Raw genomic sequence first — 14,944 nt, 5'->3', positions numbered from 1 at the left:
GCGTGAGGATCGCGCCGCAACCGTGTCAAAGCAGGTGAAGCAGTCACGGGGAGAGGAGGCCGTACGTGCCTGTAGGGGAGCGGCGCATCAGACGCGCCGGGGCATCGGAGCGTCGTTCATGGCCGGACGACGCACTGCTCGCGGTGCGCGCAGGCGAGGGGGACGCGGAGGCCTTCGAGACCTTGGTCCGCAGACACATGCCAGTGCTGTTGAAGCTGGGATACCGGATGTTGGGCGACAGGGGCGACGCCGAGGACGCCGTGCAGGAGGGATTCGTGAGCGCGTGGCGCCGACTGCCGGAGTTCCGCAGCGACTCGGAGTTCAGCACATGGATGTTCCGCATCGTGACCAACCAATGTCTCAATCAACTGCGGGCGCGGCAGCCAACAACACCACTGGAATCCGTCCCTGAACCGTCGGCACCCGACCACACGACCTCGCCCGCACGCGCCGCGGAGTCCGCCGCCGTCGCGCTGGCCCTGGACAGGGAGCGCCGCCGGCTCCCTCCCGAGCAGCAGGCGTGCTGGGTGCTGCGCGAGTACTACGGCCTGTCGTACAGGGAGATCGCGGAGACCATGGGGATCAACGAACACGCGGCACGCGGCAGGATCTATCGGGCTCGCCAGGCTCTGACGGAGGCGATGAAGGCATGGAGATGAATACGAACCAGCCGTCATGGAGCCGCGGGCCCGAGAGCGGCGGAGGACGGGACACACCGGGGAACAGCAGCGAGGACGCGCAGCGGGAGAGGGAGTCGGCTGTGGGAAGGGACGCGGACCAGGAGGAGATGCTGCCCTGCGGCCGCTCGCTGATCCACCTCTGGGAGGCGTGGGACGAGGGCGTCCTCACCGCCGATCCGCACGTGGCCGGCTGTCCGCACTGCACGGCGGCGCTGGAGCATCTGCGTGCCTTGCAGGAGTTCGTCGAAGAAGACCCGGGCGACAAGGAAGGGGACAACCGGATCGGCGGATTCGCCGAAGCCGGCGAGTCTGCGGCTGAGGACGAGACGTTCGACAGTCGCGTCGAGGCCGTTACGGGCCGCGTCATGGACATCGTGCGGCTGGAGCTTCGCCCCGGACGCACGCTCCCTCTCGGCGAGCCCGACGAGGACGCCTGGATCGTGGAGGCAGCCTTGGCGAAGGTCCTGCGGCGCGCCGCGGACTCCCTGCCGGGGGTCCGAGCCGGCAGTTGCCGTATCCGCCCTTCTTCGGTCGCCTACGCGCCGGATGCTGCGAGGGGCGCGCATGGCGAAGCGGCCACGGACTCCGCAGGCACCGCAAGCGGCGATGGGGACCGACTCGACGACACGAGCCATGCGACCGGCCATGGCGCGGACCGGACGACGGATCCCGCGCCGGAGTACCGCCCCGGCATCATGGTGTTCCAGGACCGGGGGCCTGTGGACGTGTATCTGGAGGTGGCCGCGACCCTGTCGTGGACCATGCCGGAACTGGCCCACAGGGTGCGGGAGCGGGTGACGGTCGCCGCGATCGAGGCGGTGGGCGTCCACGTGGGGGCCATAGATGTCTCGGTGGTCGACCTGTTGGACGACGAGCTGATGGACACGTCGGCGGGTGCGGATCGAGGACGGGAGGAAGGGTTCCGGTGGTGAGCGGAGAGAACACGCGCGAGCTGTCGCTGTTGCTGACGAGCGGGGCGGCGGAGGCGGCGCGCTCCACCGAGGGAGTCGCCTTCCTGCGCCCAGGTCTGGCGGACGTCGTCCGCGGCGCCGCCCGGCTCGGACCCCCGTCGGCGTCGGGCGTGCGCGTCCGGTACGAGACGGAGAGGGGCCACTGGCACATACAGGTCCAGCTCGTGACGGCACCAGGGCATCGCGCGGTGGACGTGACGCGGGCGGTGCGCAGCGCGGTGGAGGCGAGGGTCGCCGCGGCCCTGGTTCCGGCGCGGATGGATCCGGCGCGGCAGGACGAGGCTGAAGACGGGCGGGAGGCGTCGGCATCGGTCTCCGTGACCGTCACGGTCACCGGGGTGAGCTGAACCGCGCAGAACCCGGGGTCCCGGTCTCTTCGGAGGCGGGAGGCGGAATGCCGGTGTCCTCCGCGGGGCGGGCCGAAGCCGCCCGCCACCCGGCCAGGGTGCGGAGCCGCGGTCTCCGGCCGGGGAGCGGAGGTGCGCGGTCTCCAGCTCCCGTGCGGGGCGCTGTCTCCGGCCGGGTGGAGGGAACCCCGCACCGGGCGAAGGTGGTGGGCGTCCGGCGCCTCGGCGGGGAAGCGGGCCGCCCGCCCGGCGAACGCACTGCGCTCGCTCGGATACGTGAGGTGAGACGGCGCCAGGTCCTGCTTGCCGCGCATGGCCGCTGTCCGTGTCCCGGAGGGGCGGCTCGGGTGGAGTGGACACGCCCTTCATGGGCGGTGACGGGGAGACGTGGGACGGACGGCGTTCGTGGGGTACCCGGCATCGGGTCTGCATGAAAGGAGGGGTCTGTGGCCAGGGAAGACTCACTGAAGCATTACCGGGACAAGCGGGATTTCGGCGCCACGGGCGAACCGCGCGGCGGCGTCGGCACGGCCGGAGAGGCCGGGAAGCCGGACGGCCGCCGCGGCAAGCAGGCGGGGCACGGTACGGAGAAGGCGCGGCATGCGACGGAGGACGGCTTCCCTTCGTATGTGGTGCAGATCCACGACGCGAGCACCATGCACTTCGACTTCCGGCTGGAAGTGGACGGGGTCCTCAAGTCGTGGGCGGTACCGAAGGGGCCCTCCACCGATCCCGGGGACAAGCGGCTCGCCGTGCCCACGGAGGACCATCCGCTGGAGTACCGGGAGTACGAGGGCGTCATCGGCGACGGGCAGTACGGGGCAGGCACGGTGATCGTCTGGGACACGGGCACGTACCGCCCGATGGGCGAGGAGGGAACCCCGGAGGACGAGGGACCCTTCGCGGAGGCGCTGGCCAAGGGCCATGCGAGCTTCTGGCTCGACGGGACGAAGCTGAAGGGCGGCTATGTGCTCACGCGGTTCAGGGGCGGAGAAGGCGGCGGCAGCGGGGACGACGGCGGCGAAGAGGCCTGGCTGCTGGTGAAACGGGCGGACGCGAGGGCGGACCGGACGGGTTCCGCCACTCCGGACCCGCACCGTGCCAGGTCGACCCGGTCGGGCCGCACGCTGCGCCAGGTCGCCGACGGCCTCGGAGGGGGGAACGGCACATGATCGGGCTGTTGTCCTCCCTCTCCCCCGACGAGCTGCGCCTGCTGTCGGACGCGCCACCCGGTGCCGAGCTGGCGGCGCAGCCCATGTTGGCGACACTGAGCGACCGCCGGGACTTCGACGCGGGCGGCTGGATCTTCGAGCGGAAGCTCGACGGCGTCCGAATGCTTGCCGTGCGCGACGAGGACGGCATCAGGCTGCTGTCCCGGAACGGCCTGCGGCAGAACGCGACCTATCCGGAGGTCGCGGACGCGTTGAAGGCGCAGGGCACGATGGACTTCGTGCTCGACGGTGAGGTCGTGGCGTACTCGCACGGCAGGACGGACTTCGCCCGGCTCCAGCAGCGGCTCGGCATCACCGACGAGCGCCAGGCGCGCGCGAGCCATGTCGCCGTGTCCTATTACGTCTTCGACATCCTCCGCCTCGACGGGGCCGATGTGACGCGACTGCCGCTGCGGACACGGAAGTCGTTGCTGCGACGGGCCCTCTCCTACCACGCGCCGTTGCGCTTCACCCCGCACCGCAACGAGGGCGGACAGGAGCTGCTCGACCGGGCCTGCCGGCACGGATGGGAGGGCCTGATAGCCAAGCGCGCGACGGGCGGCTATCAGCCTCGCAGATCGGGTGACTGGCTGAAGTTGAAGTGCGAGCGGGGGCAGGAGTTCGTGGTGGGCGGCTTCACCGAACCAGCCGGGTCGCGGACCGGCTTCGGCGCCCTGCTGCTGGGCTACTACGAGGGGCCTCGGCTGCGGTACGCGGGCAAGGTGGGCACCGGTTACGACCGGGCGGCGCTGCGGGACATCCGTAGGCGGCTCGACGGCCTTGAGACCGCGGACGCACCGTTCGCGGACCGGATACCGGAGCACACGGCGCACTGGGCTCGGCCTGAGCTGGTCGCGCAGATCGGTTTCACCGAGTGGACCAAGGACGGCATGCTGCGGCATCCGCGCTTTCTGGGGCTGCGCAACGACAAGGAACCGCGAGAGGTCGTGCGGGAGGAGGCGCGGTCCACCGTGGCGTGACCCGTGACGGCGAGGGTGGTGGCCGATGGGTCCGCGTGCCGGAAGGGGCGGCTCAGCCGACGGCGTTGGCCAGCAGGCGTTCCAGCTGTACCGCTGCAGCGTGGAGTTGGCGCGCGACGAGTGGGCGGCGCTTTTGGTCCATACGGGCGGCGGGCGCGGAGGCGTTGATGGCAGCGATCGCGATGTCGCGGCGGTCTCGGACAACTGTCGCGACGGACACGACCTCGTCGGGCTCGCGGTGGTTGGTGGCGTAGCCGCGTTCGCGGACGTGGGCGAGTTCCTCGTGAAGCGCGGCCCGTTCGGCCGCCGTGAGTCCGTCGGCCGGGGAGGAGGAGTCGGCGGGGAAGAGTTCGTCCAGCTGGCTCGTGGTGAGTTCGGCGAGCAGGGCCTTGCCGGTGGCGGTGCGGGGCGCCGGCATCAGCTGTCCGGTGCGGTCGGCCACGCGGAGGTCCCGTCCGCTCTCCGCCCCCGCGATATAGCGGATGCGGCCGCCCTCGAGCTGCGCGAGATGCACGGTCTCGTCGATCTGCTGGGCCAGTTCAGCGAGGACGGGCCGGGCGAGGTGGCGGATGTCCAGGTTGCGTACGGCGGCGAGCCCGATCTCCAGGAGGGCGGGGCCCGCCAGGTAGAGGCGAAGGGAGTCGTCGCGTCGGGCGAAGTCGTGGTGGACGAGCATCGCGAGCAGCCGGTGCGCGGTGGAGTCGGCGACGCCGAGGGCTTCCGCGGCCTCGGAGAGCCGGAGGCGCTTGTGGTCGCGGAACATCAGAAGGAGCCGCAGCGCGTTGTCGACGGAGGCGATGGGGTAGGCCGGGCCGGCGGCCGCCCCGGAGGCGCGGTCGTCCGGGCCCGGGCCCCGGGGACCGGCCGGGCCTGGGCTCCGAAGCCTCGCCGGGCCTGGATCCCGGGGGTCCGCGCCGCTCGGTTCGTCGGGTGCAGTCCGTGCCGCCATCGGGTGATCGTAACGCCCGGCGGGCGGGCCGGTGGAGGAGCGCGAGGAGCCGCGAAGAGGAGAGAGGGGGCGCGATCGGGGGGAGAGCCCGCGCGGACGGAGTGGCCGTCCTTGACCGGCGAAAAGGACCGGTGACACGGTTCTCTTTGAAAGAAGCATTTTCTTCAGAGCAGAAGAGGTCGGCTGTGATGAGTTCTCTCGACGTCGGGACCGGTGCGAGCACGGGAGCGGGCACGGAGGTTCGGGGGAGTGCGGGGCCCGCGGAGCTGATCGCGTTGGGGTGTCGCATCCTGGCGTTCCAGGGACTCGCTGAGGACATCCTCGGGCACATCAGCCTGCGGGACGCGGAGGCGCCGGATGCCGTCCACATCCGGTGCAGGGGCGCGCGGGAGCGGGGGCTGCTGTTCACCGAGCGGGCCGACGTCCACCGGGTTCCGCTGGACGGCCCGGCGGCCGGGTTGCCGGAGGGCACAAAAGCGCCCAACGAACTCCCCATTCACCAGGAGGTGTTGAAGGCGCGCCCGGACGTCCGGGCGGTGGTCCACGTCCATCCGCCGTCGGTGGTCGCGGCGGACCTGGGCGGGCTGGCGCTGCGGCCGATCGTCGGGGCGTACAACATCCCGGCGATGCGGATGGCGCTCGGGGGCATACCCGTCTATCCCCGGGGTGTGCTGATCACCAGGCCCGATCTGGGCAAGGAGCTGGCCGAGGCCCTCGGCGACCGCCCGGCGTGCGTGCTGAGGGGGCACGGCATCGTGGCGACGGGCGAGACGGTCCAGCAGGCGGTGGTGCGGGCGCTCAACCTGGACGCGCTCGCGAAGATCACCCTGTCGGCGAGTGCGCACGGCGTCCCGCCGGTGCTGCCCGACGAGGACATCGCCGAGCTGCCCGACCTCGGGGGCGGCTTCAACGACGACCTGGTGTGGCGCACCAATGTGGCCAAGCTGGACCACGCGGGGCTGGGCCAGGTCTGACGTGAGGAGACACGGCACGGGGCGGCGGCCGCCCCGGCTCGCCGCCCGCCGCGCGGGGCGGGCGGAGAGCCGGGGCCCGGCCGACCGGGGTCAGGCGGTCGGGGGGAGCTGCTGCGAGGCGGAAGGGGAAGCGGCCTCGTCGGGGACCGTGGTGTGGATGCGGCCGCGGACGCGGAACCAGCCGACGACCAGGGCCAGCGCGATGACGGGGATGATCAGGATGGTGTTGCGGCCGACGGGCGTGTCGAACCACATCAGCACCAGCACGCCCGCCAGGAACGCCAGGGTCACGATCTCGACCAAGGGCGAGCCCGGGAGGCGGTAGGAGGGGCGCTGGACGAGGCCCTTCTTGGCCCGCTGCACGAACACCAGGTGGCAGACCATGATCATGCCCCAGGCGGTCAGCACGCCCAGCGAGGCGATGTTGAGGACGATCTCGAAGGCCTCGCCGGGGACCACGTAGTTCAGGACGACGCCGAGGATGCAGACGCAGGCCGTGAGGAGGATGCCGCCGTAGGGCACCTGGTTGCGGTTCATCCGGCCGGTGAAGCGCGGGGCTGAGCCCGCCATGGCCATGGAACGGAGGATGCGGCCGGTGGAGTAGATGCCGGAGTTGAGGCTGGACATCGCGGCGGTGAGGACGACCAGGTTCATCACGCCGCCCGCCGCAGGCACGCCGATCTTCGAGAGCACGGTGACGAAGGGGCTCTCACCGGACGCGAAGCCGGTGTACGGCACGAGCAGCGCGAGCAGTACCACGGAGCCCACGTAGAAGACCATGACGCGCCACATGATCGAGTTCACGGCACGCGGCACGATCTTGTGCGGTTCGGCGGTCTCGCCGGCCGTGACGCCGATCATCTCGACGGCCGAGTAGGCGAAGACGACGCCCTGGAGCACCACGACGACCGGCAGCAGGCCCTCGGGGAAGATCCCGCCGTGGCTGCTGATGATGTCGAAGCCGGGCGTCCTGCCGCCCACCGGGTGCTGTGTGACCAGCAAAAACACGCCGATGACGAGGAAGACCACCAGAGCGGAGACCTTGATGATCGCGAACCAGAACTCCATCTCGCCGAAGATCTTCACCGAGATGAGGTTGATCGACAGCACGATGGCCAGCGCGATGAGCGCGAGCAGCCACTGCGGGACGGCGGTGAACATGCCCCAGTAGTGGACGTAGAGGGCCACCGCTGTGATGTCGGCGATACCGGTGGTCGACCAGTTCAGGAAGTACATCCAGCCCGCCGTGTACGCGCCCTTCTCCCCGAGGAACTCGCGCGCGTACGAGACGAACGAACCGGAGGAGGGACGGTGCAGCACCAGTTCGCCGAGCGCCCGCACCACGAAGAAGGCGAAGAGTCCGCAGACCGCGTAGGCGAGGGCGAGGGCGGGGCCTGCCGAGACGAGGCGGCCGCTGGCGCCGAGGAAGAGACCGGTGCCGATCGCGCCGCCGATCGCGATCATGTTGATGTGGCGGGACTTGAGGTCCTTGCTGTATCCGGCGTCCCCCGCATCCGTGCCTCCGGCGCCGCCGGAGGCCACACTGCCCGGGGTGCCGCCGGTGGGCGGCTCGACGTCTCGGACAGTTTTCTCACTGCTCACGATGTGTTCTCGCTTCGTTCGTGGGGGAACTTGGCCACCCTAGGGCAGCACAACGCGTCATCATTTCCCACAATCGATGATCGGCGTGGGACAAAGGTCACACATGCGAAGGCTTTCGGTGTGTTCCCCCTTCGACCGTGGCCGTCGGCCTCGCATGGTGGCCCATCCTCCCCAGCCCGGGGCCCGCCATCCCGGGAACCGCCGGGCCGCCGCAGAACCACCCCATGTCCGCCGCATGATCGCCGTACGATCGGATTGATCACGATGACCGGAACATGTGAAGTCCGCTGAAACCGCGCAGATCGCCGTCGAAGGCCGTCCGCCCCTCGGGTCGTCGGCCGGGACGTGCCCTCCGACCCGCGCCAGAAGGAGCGAGGCAGTGAAAGCAGCTCTGTACGAGAAGAACGGAACCGCCCGCGAGGTCATCCGGGTGGAGGAGATCGACCGCCCCGAGCCGGGGCCCGGCCAGGTCCGGGTGCGGGTGGCGCTCTCGGCGGTCAACCCGACGGACGTGAAGACCAGGGCGGGGGCGACCCCGCGCCCCATCGACGGGTTCCAGGTGCCGCACCAGGACGGTGTCGGTGTCGTGGACGCCGTGGGCGCGGGCGTCAACCGGGCGCGGGTGGGGCAGCGGGTGTGGCTCTGGTTCGCGGCGTTCGGCAACCGCTACGGGACCGCGGCGGAGTACGCCGTCGTCCCGGCGGACCGGGCGGTGCCGCTGCCCGAGGGCGCGGACGACGAGCTGGGCGCGTGCCTCGGCGTCCCTGCGCTCACCGCCCACCGCTGCCTCTTCGCGGACGGCCGGCTCAACGGCAGGACGGTCCTGGTCGCGGGCGGCGCGGGCGCGGTGGGCCACTACGCGATCCAGCTGGCCAAGCACGCGGGCGCCCGGGTCGTCACCACCGTCAGCGGCCCGGAGAAGGGTGAGCAGGCGGCGCGCGCGGGCGCGGACCATGTCGTCAACTACCGCGAGCCGGGCGCCGTCGAGCGGGTCAGGGAGCTGGCGGGCGGCCCGGTGGACCGCGTCGTCGAGGTGGACCTCGGCGCCAATCTCGCAATGGACCTGGCGGTCAGCGGGCCGAACACCGTGATCGCCACGTACGCGGCGGCTGGGGACGTCACGGTGCCCGTGCGGGCGCTGATGACGGCCAACGTCACGCTGCGGTTCGTCCTCCTCTACGGGGTCCCGGCGCCCGCGCTCGCCGAGTCCGTCGCCGAGGTCAACGCGGCCGTGGGCGCGGGTGCGCTGACCGCCCTGCCCGTGCACCGCCACCCGCTCTCCGGCACGGTCGCCGCGCACGAGGCGGTGGAGGGCGGCGCCGTCGGAAAGGTGGTGCTGGACCTGGCGGCCGAGTAACCCCGCCCCCGGGGGCGGGCCCGAGCGGGCCGGGCTGCGCCGGGCGCCCCACGCCCCGGGTCCTCACGCCCCGGGCGGCCTCGTCCCAGAGGCCTCCCCCGGGGGGAGGCGGCACCCCGGGCCCGCACGCCGAGTGGCTCACGCCCCGGGCGTCCCACGCGGCGGCGTCACCCCCGAGGCCGTCCCACCCCGGGCACCTCGCACACCGGAAGCGGCGTCACCCCGAGGCCGCCACACCCCGGGCGCCCACGCCCCAGGGCGCCCCACGCCCCACGCCCCGGGGCTCCACGCCCCAGGTGCCTCACGCTCCCGGCGCCTCGTGCCAGCGGGTGCGGGCGGCTTCTACTCGGTAGAGGTAGGTCGCGTATGCCTCCTCGTAGTACGCGACGCCCTCCGGGTCGGGGTCGACGACCAGTTCCGGTTTGGTCCACTCGGTGGTGTCGACGGCGAGGCCGAGGCCCTGGCCGTGGGCGGCGAGGGCGGCGAGCACGGCGCCGCGCGCGCCGGGCTCGGGGCCGCGGGCGACCCGCAGCGGGCGGCCCAGGACGTCGGCGAACACCTGGAGCCAGGGGAGGCTGCGGGCACCGCCGCCGCAGACGCCGAGCGCCCCGGTGAGGCCGGCCGCCTCCAGGCAGTGCCGGGCGGCGAAGGCGATCGCCTCGCACATGCCCCGTACGAGTTCGGCGCGGGTGGCGCGCAGGTCGAGGCCGGTGAACTCGGCGCGGGCGCGCGGGTCGACGAAGGGGACCCGCTCCCCCGAGGGCGACAGGTAGGGCAGGGCCGCGACGCCCCGGGCGCCGCGCGGCGTCTCGTCGAGCATCCCCGAGACCTGCTCGTGGGTGCTGCCCGTGACGCCGAGCACCCAGTCGAGCGCCACGGTCCCGGTCATCGCGGGCAGCGCCCGCAGGTGCCGGTCAGCGCGGTCGGTCGCCAGGTGGAAGCCGACCGGGTCGCCGTCGCGCACGACGTGTTCGGTGACGACCTCGCAGGCCAGCGTGGTGCCGATGATGAGGAGGCCGTCGCCGGGCTCGGTGATGCCCGCGCCGAGCGCGCAGGCGGGGAGGTCGTAGGGACCTGAGCTGACGGGGGTCCCGGCGCGCAGCGCGCTGCGGGTGCGGCCGCCGAGGGCCCGGCCGAGCGGCACGGGGGTGCGCACCGGAGGCAGCAGGCCGGCGCGGTGCTCGATGCCGAGCGCTTCGAGCACCTGCGGCGAGTAGGCGCGGGACGTCGGATCGAGGAAGGGGACGGAGGCGTCGGAGAGGTCGGTGGACCGTTCGCCGGTCAGTCGGAGATGGAGGATGTCCTTGCAGCAGGCAGCGGTCGCGGTGGCGTCGAGGGTCCCGGGCTCGTTGCGGTCGAGCCAGGCGAGGAGGGGCCCTGGCGAGCCGGGGAACAGCACATTGCCGGTGTGCCGGAACAGCTGGAGCGCCGTGCCGTCGGCCATCCAGTCGGCGACGAGGCCGCCGGCCCTGCCGTCCATCCACGACAGCGCGGGCCGTACGGGCCGGCCCGCCTCGTCGACCAGCCAGAGCCCGTCGCCCTGGCCGGTCATCGCGACGAGCGCGGGCGGGACGCCGTCCGCGACCGCGTCGATCACCCGCACGGCGGCGCGTACGACCTCCTCGACGTCCTGTTCGACGCGGTCGCCGCTGCCGCCGAGCGACACCGGCACCGACTCGACGCGCTGGGCCGTGCCGTCCTCGGCGAAGGCCACCGCCTTGGCCACGGACGTTCCCATGTCAAGCCCGACGAACACCGCGCACACCGTGCACTCCTCTCGGCCGCCCCCGCCGGAAACCCCCCGCGCTGATTCTGGGTTCTCACACGACGCGGTGGGCCAGTGGCTCGCCGCGCAGATAGCGGGCCGCCTCGGCGGCGGCGATCCGGGCCGCGTTGTGGGCGACGGCCGTGTTGGCGCCCGCGAGGTGCGGGGTCGTCACGAGGCGCGGCGCCGTGCGCAGCCGGCTGTCGGCGGGCGGCGGTTCCACGGCGAACACGTCGAGGGCCGCCCCCGCGAGGCGCCCGGACTCAAGGCCGTCGCACAGGGCGTCCTCGTCGAGCAGGGCGCCGCGCGCGCAGTTCACGACGACGGCGCCGGCCGGGAGGAGCGCCAGCTCGCGCGCGCCGAGCAGGCCGCGGGTCTCGGCGGTGAGGCGGGCGTGCAGGGAGACGACGTCGCTGGCCCGCAGCAGGTCGTCCAGGCCGGGCACGGGGGCGGCGCCGCTCTCGCGCAGCACAGCGGGGTCCGCGTACGGGTCGTACACCAGGACGCGCGCGCCGAAGGCCGTCAGCGCGCGGGCGACCCGGCTGCCGACCGCGCCGCAGCCGACGAGGCCGACCGTGGCGCCGTCGAGTCCTGGCCCGCAGTTCTCGTACGTGTAGAACTCGCCCGCCCAGCGTCCGGAGGCCAGCGCGCCCGCGGTCTCCGGGATGCGGCGCATCGCGGCGAGCATCATCGCGACGGTGTACTCGGCGGTGGCGGCGGCGTTGCGGCCGGGCGTGTTGCAGACCTGGACGCCGTGCTCCTTCGCCGCGTCCAGGTTGACGTTGACGGGGCCGCCGCGCCCCACGACGACGAGCCGCAGCTCGGGCGCGGCGTCGAGGACCTTCGCCGTGACGGGCCCCATCTGCGTCAGGCAGATCTCGGCACCGGCGAGCGCCGTGATCATGGTGTCCTCGTCGCCCGAGGCCTCATCCACCTCGGACACCGGCCCGAAGGGCGTCAGCGGCCAGGGCAGCGTCAGCGGGGCGACGGTGTGCCCGTGGCCGTCGCCGAGGGCTGCGGTCAGTTCCCGTGCGAACAGGTCGGGCGCCACGAAATGGTCACCGGCGGCCAGGATCTTCATCGGACGAGGGCTCCTTGACGGTGGACGGCTGACTGTGCGGGACCGCGCGGGCGCGGGCGGGGCGTGCAGTGTACGGAGCCGGCGCCGCGCGGGACGCGCCCGGCACGCGGGGCCGCCGGAATCAGCGCCTGTCACATTCCGTGCCGGGGAAGTCACACTAATCTATGGTGATGTGGCACTGAAGACGCCGAGGACGAAGAGGTGGAGCGGTGGTCGCGGACACGGGCGCGGGCGAAGGGCCCGTGTGGCTGGGCATCGATCTGGGCACGCAGGGCGTGCGCGCGCTGGCGGTCGACTCCGGCGGGCGGGTGCGGGGCGAGGGCACGGCACCACTGACGGGCGTGCGGGACGGCGCGCGGCACGAGCAGCTGCCCGCCGACTGGTGGGCGGCGGCAGGGACCGCCGTACGGGCCGCCGTACGGAACCTGCCGGTACCGGTGGCCGCAGTCGCCGTGTGCAGCACGTCGGGGACGGTGCTGCTCACGGACGGCGACGGCGAGCCGGTCTCGGCCGCGCTGATGTACGACGACGGGCGGGCCGCGGCGCAGGCGCGCCGCGCACAGGAGGCGGGCGCGGAGCTGTGGCGCGCGCTCGGCCGGCGCATCCAGCCAAGTTGGGCGCTGGCGAAGCTGCTGTGGCTGGTGGACGAGGGCGCGGGGGCAGGCGGCCGGCGGCCCCGCGTGTGCCACCAGGCCGACTTCGTCACGGTCCGGCTGGTGGGCGGGCCGGTGGCGACGGACGCGGGCCACGCCCTGAAGACGGGGTACGACACGCGCAGCCGGGCCTGGCCCCGGGGCGTGCTGGAGCGCCTCGGGCTCGCCGAGCGGCTCGACTTCCCCGAGGTCGTGCTGCCCGGCACGGTGCTCGGGGCGGTCGGCGCGGCGGGCGCGGAGGCGACGGGCCTCGCCGAGGGCACGCCAGTCGTCGCCGGTACGACGGACGGCTGCGCCGCCCAACTCGCCTCGGGAGCCTGGGAGGTGGGCCGGTGGAACACCGTCCTCGGCACGACGCTCGTCCTCAAGGGCGTCACCGCGGAACCCCTGTACGACCCGACGGGCGTCCTCTACAACCACCTCTCCCCCGACGGCACCTGGCTGCCGGGCGGCGCGTCGAGCGTCGGCGCGGGCGCCCTGTCCGCGGCGTTCCCCGGCGCCGACCTGCCCGCGCTCGACCGGGCGGCGGCGGACCGCGAGCCCGCGGGGGTGCTCAGTTATCCGCTGGTGTCGCGCGGCGAGCGGTTCCCGTTCCTCGCGCCGGACGCCGAGGCGTTCACGCTGGGCACCCCGGCGGACGACACCGACCGGTACGCGTCGCTGCTCCAGGGCGTCGCGCTCGCGGAGCGGCTCTGTCTCGCGTACGTGCGCAGGCTCGGCGCGCGCGTCGAGGCGCCGGTGGTCCTCACGGGCGGCGCGACGCGCAGCGCGTACTGGAACCAGCTGCGCGCCGACGTGCTGGGCAGGCCCGTCACGGTGCCTGAGCAGGCGGGTTCCGCCCTCGGGGCGGCGGTCCTCGCGGCCAGGGGCGCGGGGCGCAGCAGGGACGAGGTCCGCGGGATGGTCCGTCAAGCGGCGCAGTTCGCGCCGCGCGAGACGGCGAAGGGCCGCTTCGACGGGGCGTTCGCCGCGCTGGTGGACGCGCTGGAGGAGCGCGGCTGGCTGCCTGCGGAGACGGCACGGTACGCACGGGACGAGGGCTGAAGACGATGACCGCACCCCGCACGAGCCGGACCCCGCAGGAGCCCGCGGGCGCACCGGGCGCCGCGCCCGCCGCCACGCTGTTCCTCGCGCGGCACGGCGAGACGGTCTGGCACGCGGAGAACCGCTACACCGGGAGCAGCGACATCGCCCTCACCCCGCGCGGCGAGGAGCAGGCGGCGGCCCTCGGCGCGTGGGCGGGGGCCGCGGGGCTCGACGCCGTGGTCTCCTCCCCGCTCTCCCGCGCCCGGCGCACGGCCGCGCCCGCGCTGCGGGCCACGGGCCTGCCCGAGGCCGTGGAGGACGGGCTGCGCGAGGTCGACTTCGGCATCGGCGAGGGCCGCACGCTCGCCGAGGTACGGGCCGAACACCCGGAGGCCGTCGAGGAGTTCCTGCGCAACCCGGCCACCAGGCCGCTGCCGGACGCCGACGACCCGGTGGCCGCGGCCGTGCGCGGCGCGCAGGCCCTGTGGGAGGTCGCCGAGCGGTACGCGGCGGCGCGGGAGGGCGGCGGCCGGGTCCTGGTGGTCGCCCACAACACGCTCTACCGGCTGGTGCTCTGCCAACTCGTCGGCATCCCGCTCGACGAGTACCGGCGCGTCCTGCCGGGGCTGCGCAACTGCGCGGTGACGGAGGTGCGGATGCGGCTCACGGACCGCCGCGCCGCGCTGCTCTCGTACAACGTGCCGACGTGACGCGCGAGTCCGCCGCCGTACGGGCGTGACGCGCGAGTCCCGGGCGCCCGGCCGCTGTTCAGGCGCGGGCCGCGCGCTGCACCGGGAAGCCGTGGCGCAGCACGGCGGTGGTGCCCGTGCGGTCCGCCGCGAGGGCGCCCGCGAGGCGGCGGGCCAGCTCGTCGGGGACGAGCGCGAGCGCCTCAGGCTCGGCGCAGAACCTCGCCTCGCGGATCTCCTCGGCCTGGAGGCGGAAGCCGCCGTCGGGCGCGCCGACCGGCTCGGTGGCGTACACGAACGCGAGGATCGTGCGCCCGTACACCGTCGCGGGGACGGTGTCCATGACGAGCAGCCGCCCCGGCCGCACGTCGAGGCCGAGTTCCTCCCGTACCTCCCGCACCATGCCCGCCGCGGGCTCCTCGTCCTCCAGCATGCCGCCCGGCAGGTCCCAGCCGTCCTTGTACGTGGGATCGACCAGCAGGACCCGTCCGTCCCCGTCCCTGATCAGCGCGTCGGCGCAGGCCGCGGGGGACGAGTGGGCGGCCAGGTAGACCGCGAGTTCGGCGTCGGGCCCGGTCCCGCGGTCGGTGGCGGCGGTGGGCGAAGGCTGCATGGCGGGCGCTCCTACGGGTGAGCTGCGGGGCGGACGGGATGCTGCA

General features: G+C 73.6%; 14 protein-coding genes. 9 read left to right on the top strand and 5 right to left on the bottom strand.

The window, feature by feature from the left end; translation table 11 throughout:
- The first annotated feature begins 86 nt into the window (after positions 1–86).
- From AB0910_RS08545 to ligD, 5 genes are all read left to right on the top strand, one after another.
- Complete coding sequence (locus tag AB0910_RS08545; protein ID WP_366743883.1) at positions 87–659, top strand: RNA polymerase sigma factor; 573 nt, start codon at positions 87–89, stop codon at positions 657–659.
- Positions 660–760: 101 nt separating this feature from the next.
- Positions 761–1,612, top strand: coding sequence for a hypothetical protein (locus AB0910_RS08540; RefSeq protein ID WP_366743776.1), 852 nt, complete (start codon positions 761–763; stop codon positions 1,610–1,612).
- Positions 1,609–1,998 carry an Asp23/Gls24 family envelope stress response protein gene (locus tag AB0910_RS08535; RefSeq protein ID WP_366743774.1) on the top strand — a complete coding sequence of 130 codons (390 nt, stop codon included), beginning with the start codon at positions 1,609–1,611 and terminating at the stop codon, positions 1,996–1,998. Before AB0910_RS08540 ends, AB0910_RS08535 begins: the two co-directional genes overlap by 4 nt.
- A 446-nt stretch (positions 1,999–2,444) precedes the next feature.
- Positions 2,445–3,170, top strand: coding sequence for a DNA polymerase ligase N-terminal domain-containing protein (locus AB0910_RS08530; RefSeq protein ID WP_366743773.1), 726 nt, complete (start codon positions 2,445–2,447; stop codon positions 3,168–3,170).
- The gene (gene ligD, locus AB0910_RS08525; RefSeq protein ID WP_366743772.1) at positions 3,167–4,189 is read left to right on the top strand and encodes a non-homologous end-joining DNA ligase; all 1,023 of its coding nucleotides are present in this window, start codon (positions 3,167–3,169) and stop codon (positions 4,187–4,189) included. Before AB0910_RS08530 ends, ligD begins: the two co-directional genes overlap by 4 nt.
- Positions 4,190–4,241: 52 nt before the next feature.
- Here ligD and AB0910_RS08520 read toward each other — a convergent pair whose 3' ends face one another.
- The gene (locus AB0910_RS08520; RefSeq protein ID WP_366743771.1) at positions 4,242–5,138 is read right to left on the bottom strand and encodes an IclR family transcriptional regulator; all 897 of its coding nucleotides are present in this window, start codon (positions 5,136–5,138) and stop codon (positions 4,242–4,244) included.
- Positions 5,139–5,326: 188 nt separating this feature from the next.
- On the opposite strand from AB0910_RS08520, the gene AB0910_RS08515 reads away from it, so the two are divergent.
- The gene (locus tag AB0910_RS08515) at positions 5,327–6,112 is read left to right on the top strand and encodes a class II aldolase/adducin family protein (protein WP_366743769.1); all 786 of its coding nucleotides are present in this window, start codon (positions 5,327–5,329) and stop codon (positions 6,110–6,112) included.
- Positions 6,113–6,202: 90 nt separating this feature from the next.
- Here the strand turns inward: AB0910_RS08515 and AB0910_RS08510 are convergent, their stop codons facing one another.
- Positions 6,203–7,576: an amino acid permease gene (locus tag AB0910_RS08510; RefSeq protein ID WP_366743882.1), complete on the bottom strand. Its 1,374-nt coding sequence runs from the start codon at positions 7,574–7,576 to the stop codon at positions 6,203–6,205.
- A gap of 517 nt (positions 7,577–8,093) precedes the next feature.
- Between AB0910_RS08510 and AB0910_RS08505 the strand changes: the two genes are divergently transcribed.
- Entirely contained in the window at positions 8,094–9,071 is a 978-nt protein-coding gene (locus AB0910_RS08505; protein WP_366743768.1) for an NADPH:quinone reductase, read from the top strand.
- Between the two features lie 301 nt (positions 9,072–9,372).
- Here AB0910_RS08505 and AB0910_RS08500 read toward each other — a convergent pair whose 3' ends face one another.
- Both AB0910_RS08500 and AB0910_RS08495 read right to left on the bottom strand, forming a co-directional pair.
- Complete coding sequence (locus AB0910_RS08500; RefSeq protein WP_366743767.1) at positions 9,373–10,827, bottom strand: FGGY-family carbohydrate kinase; 1,455 nt, start codon at positions 10,825–10,827, stop codon at positions 9,373–9,375.
- A 64-nt stretch (positions 10,828–10,891) separates the two neighbouring features.
- Entirely contained in the window at positions 10,892–11,917 is a 1,026-nt protein-coding gene (locus AB0910_RS08495) for a 2-hydroxyacid dehydrogenase (RefSeq protein WP_366743765.1), read from the bottom strand.
- Between the two features lie 209 nt (positions 11,918–12,126).
- On the opposite strand from AB0910_RS08495, the gene AB0910_RS08490 reads away from it, so the two are divergent.
- Together AB0910_RS08490 and AB0910_RS08485 are read left to right on the top strand one after the other, a co-directional pair.
- A complete protein-coding gene (locus AB0910_RS08490) occupies positions 12,127–13,614 on the top strand; it encodes an FGGY family carbohydrate kinase (protein WP_366743764.1) in 1,488 nt (495 codons plus the stop codon).
- A 5-nt stretch (positions 13,615–13,619) separates the two neighbouring features.
- Positions 13,620–14,306, top strand: a complete 687-nt coding sequence (locus AB0910_RS08485) for a histidine phosphatase family protein (protein WP_366743763.1) — start codon at positions 13,620–13,622, stop codon at positions 14,304–14,306.
- A 58-nt stretch (positions 14,307–14,364) separates the two neighbouring features.
- On the opposite strand, the gene AB0910_RS08480 is transcribed toward AB0910_RS08485, so the two are convergent.
- On the bottom strand, positions 14,365–14,898 hold the full coding sequence (locus tag AB0910_RS08480; protein WP_366743762.1) for an NUDIX hydrolase: 534 nt from the start codon (positions 14,896–14,898) through the stop codon (positions 14,365–14,367).
- Positions 14,899–14,944 lie beyond the last annotated feature (46 nt).

Origin of the sequence: Streptomyces sp. NPDC047002, assembly GCF_040704505.1 — a bacterium.
In the GTDB taxonomy this organism is placed as follows: domain Bacteria; phylum Actinomycetota; class Actinomycetes; order Streptomycetales; family Streptomycetaceae; genus Streptomyces.
This window is presented reverse-complemented; position numbering and strand designations above follow the sequence as displayed.

Excerpts from the sequence above, each read along its gene's own strand:
- ligD (WP_366743772.1), top strand. The coding sequence starts at position 3,167 with ATGATCGGGCTGTTGTCCTCCCTCTCCCCCGACGAGCTGCGCCTGCTG.
- AB0910_RS08520 (WP_366743771.1), bottom strand. The coding sequence starts at position 5,138 with ATGGCGGCACGGACTGCACCCGACGAACCGAGCGGCGCGGACCCCCGG.
- AB0910_RS08515 (WP_366743769.1), top strand. The coding sequence starts at position 5,327 with ATGAGTTCTCTCGACGTCGGGACCGGTGCGAGCACGGGAGCGGGCACG.
- AB0910_RS08510 (WP_366743882.1), bottom strand. The coding sequence starts at position 7,576 with ATGATCGCGATCGGCGGCGCGATCGGCACCGGTCTCTTCCTCGGCGCC.
- AB0910_RS08495 (WP_366743765.1), bottom strand. The coding sequence starts at position 11,917 with ATGAAGATCCTGGCCGCCGGTGACCATTTCGTGGCGCCCGACCTGTTC.
- AB0910_RS08485 (WP_366743763.1), top strand. The coding sequence starts at position 13,620 with ATGACCGCACCCCGCACGAGCCGGACCCCGCAGGAGCCCGCGGGCGCA.
- AB0910_RS08480 (WP_366743762.1), bottom strand. The coding sequence starts at position 14,898 with ATGCAGCCTTCGCCCACCGCCGCCACCGACCGCGGGACCGGGCCCGAC.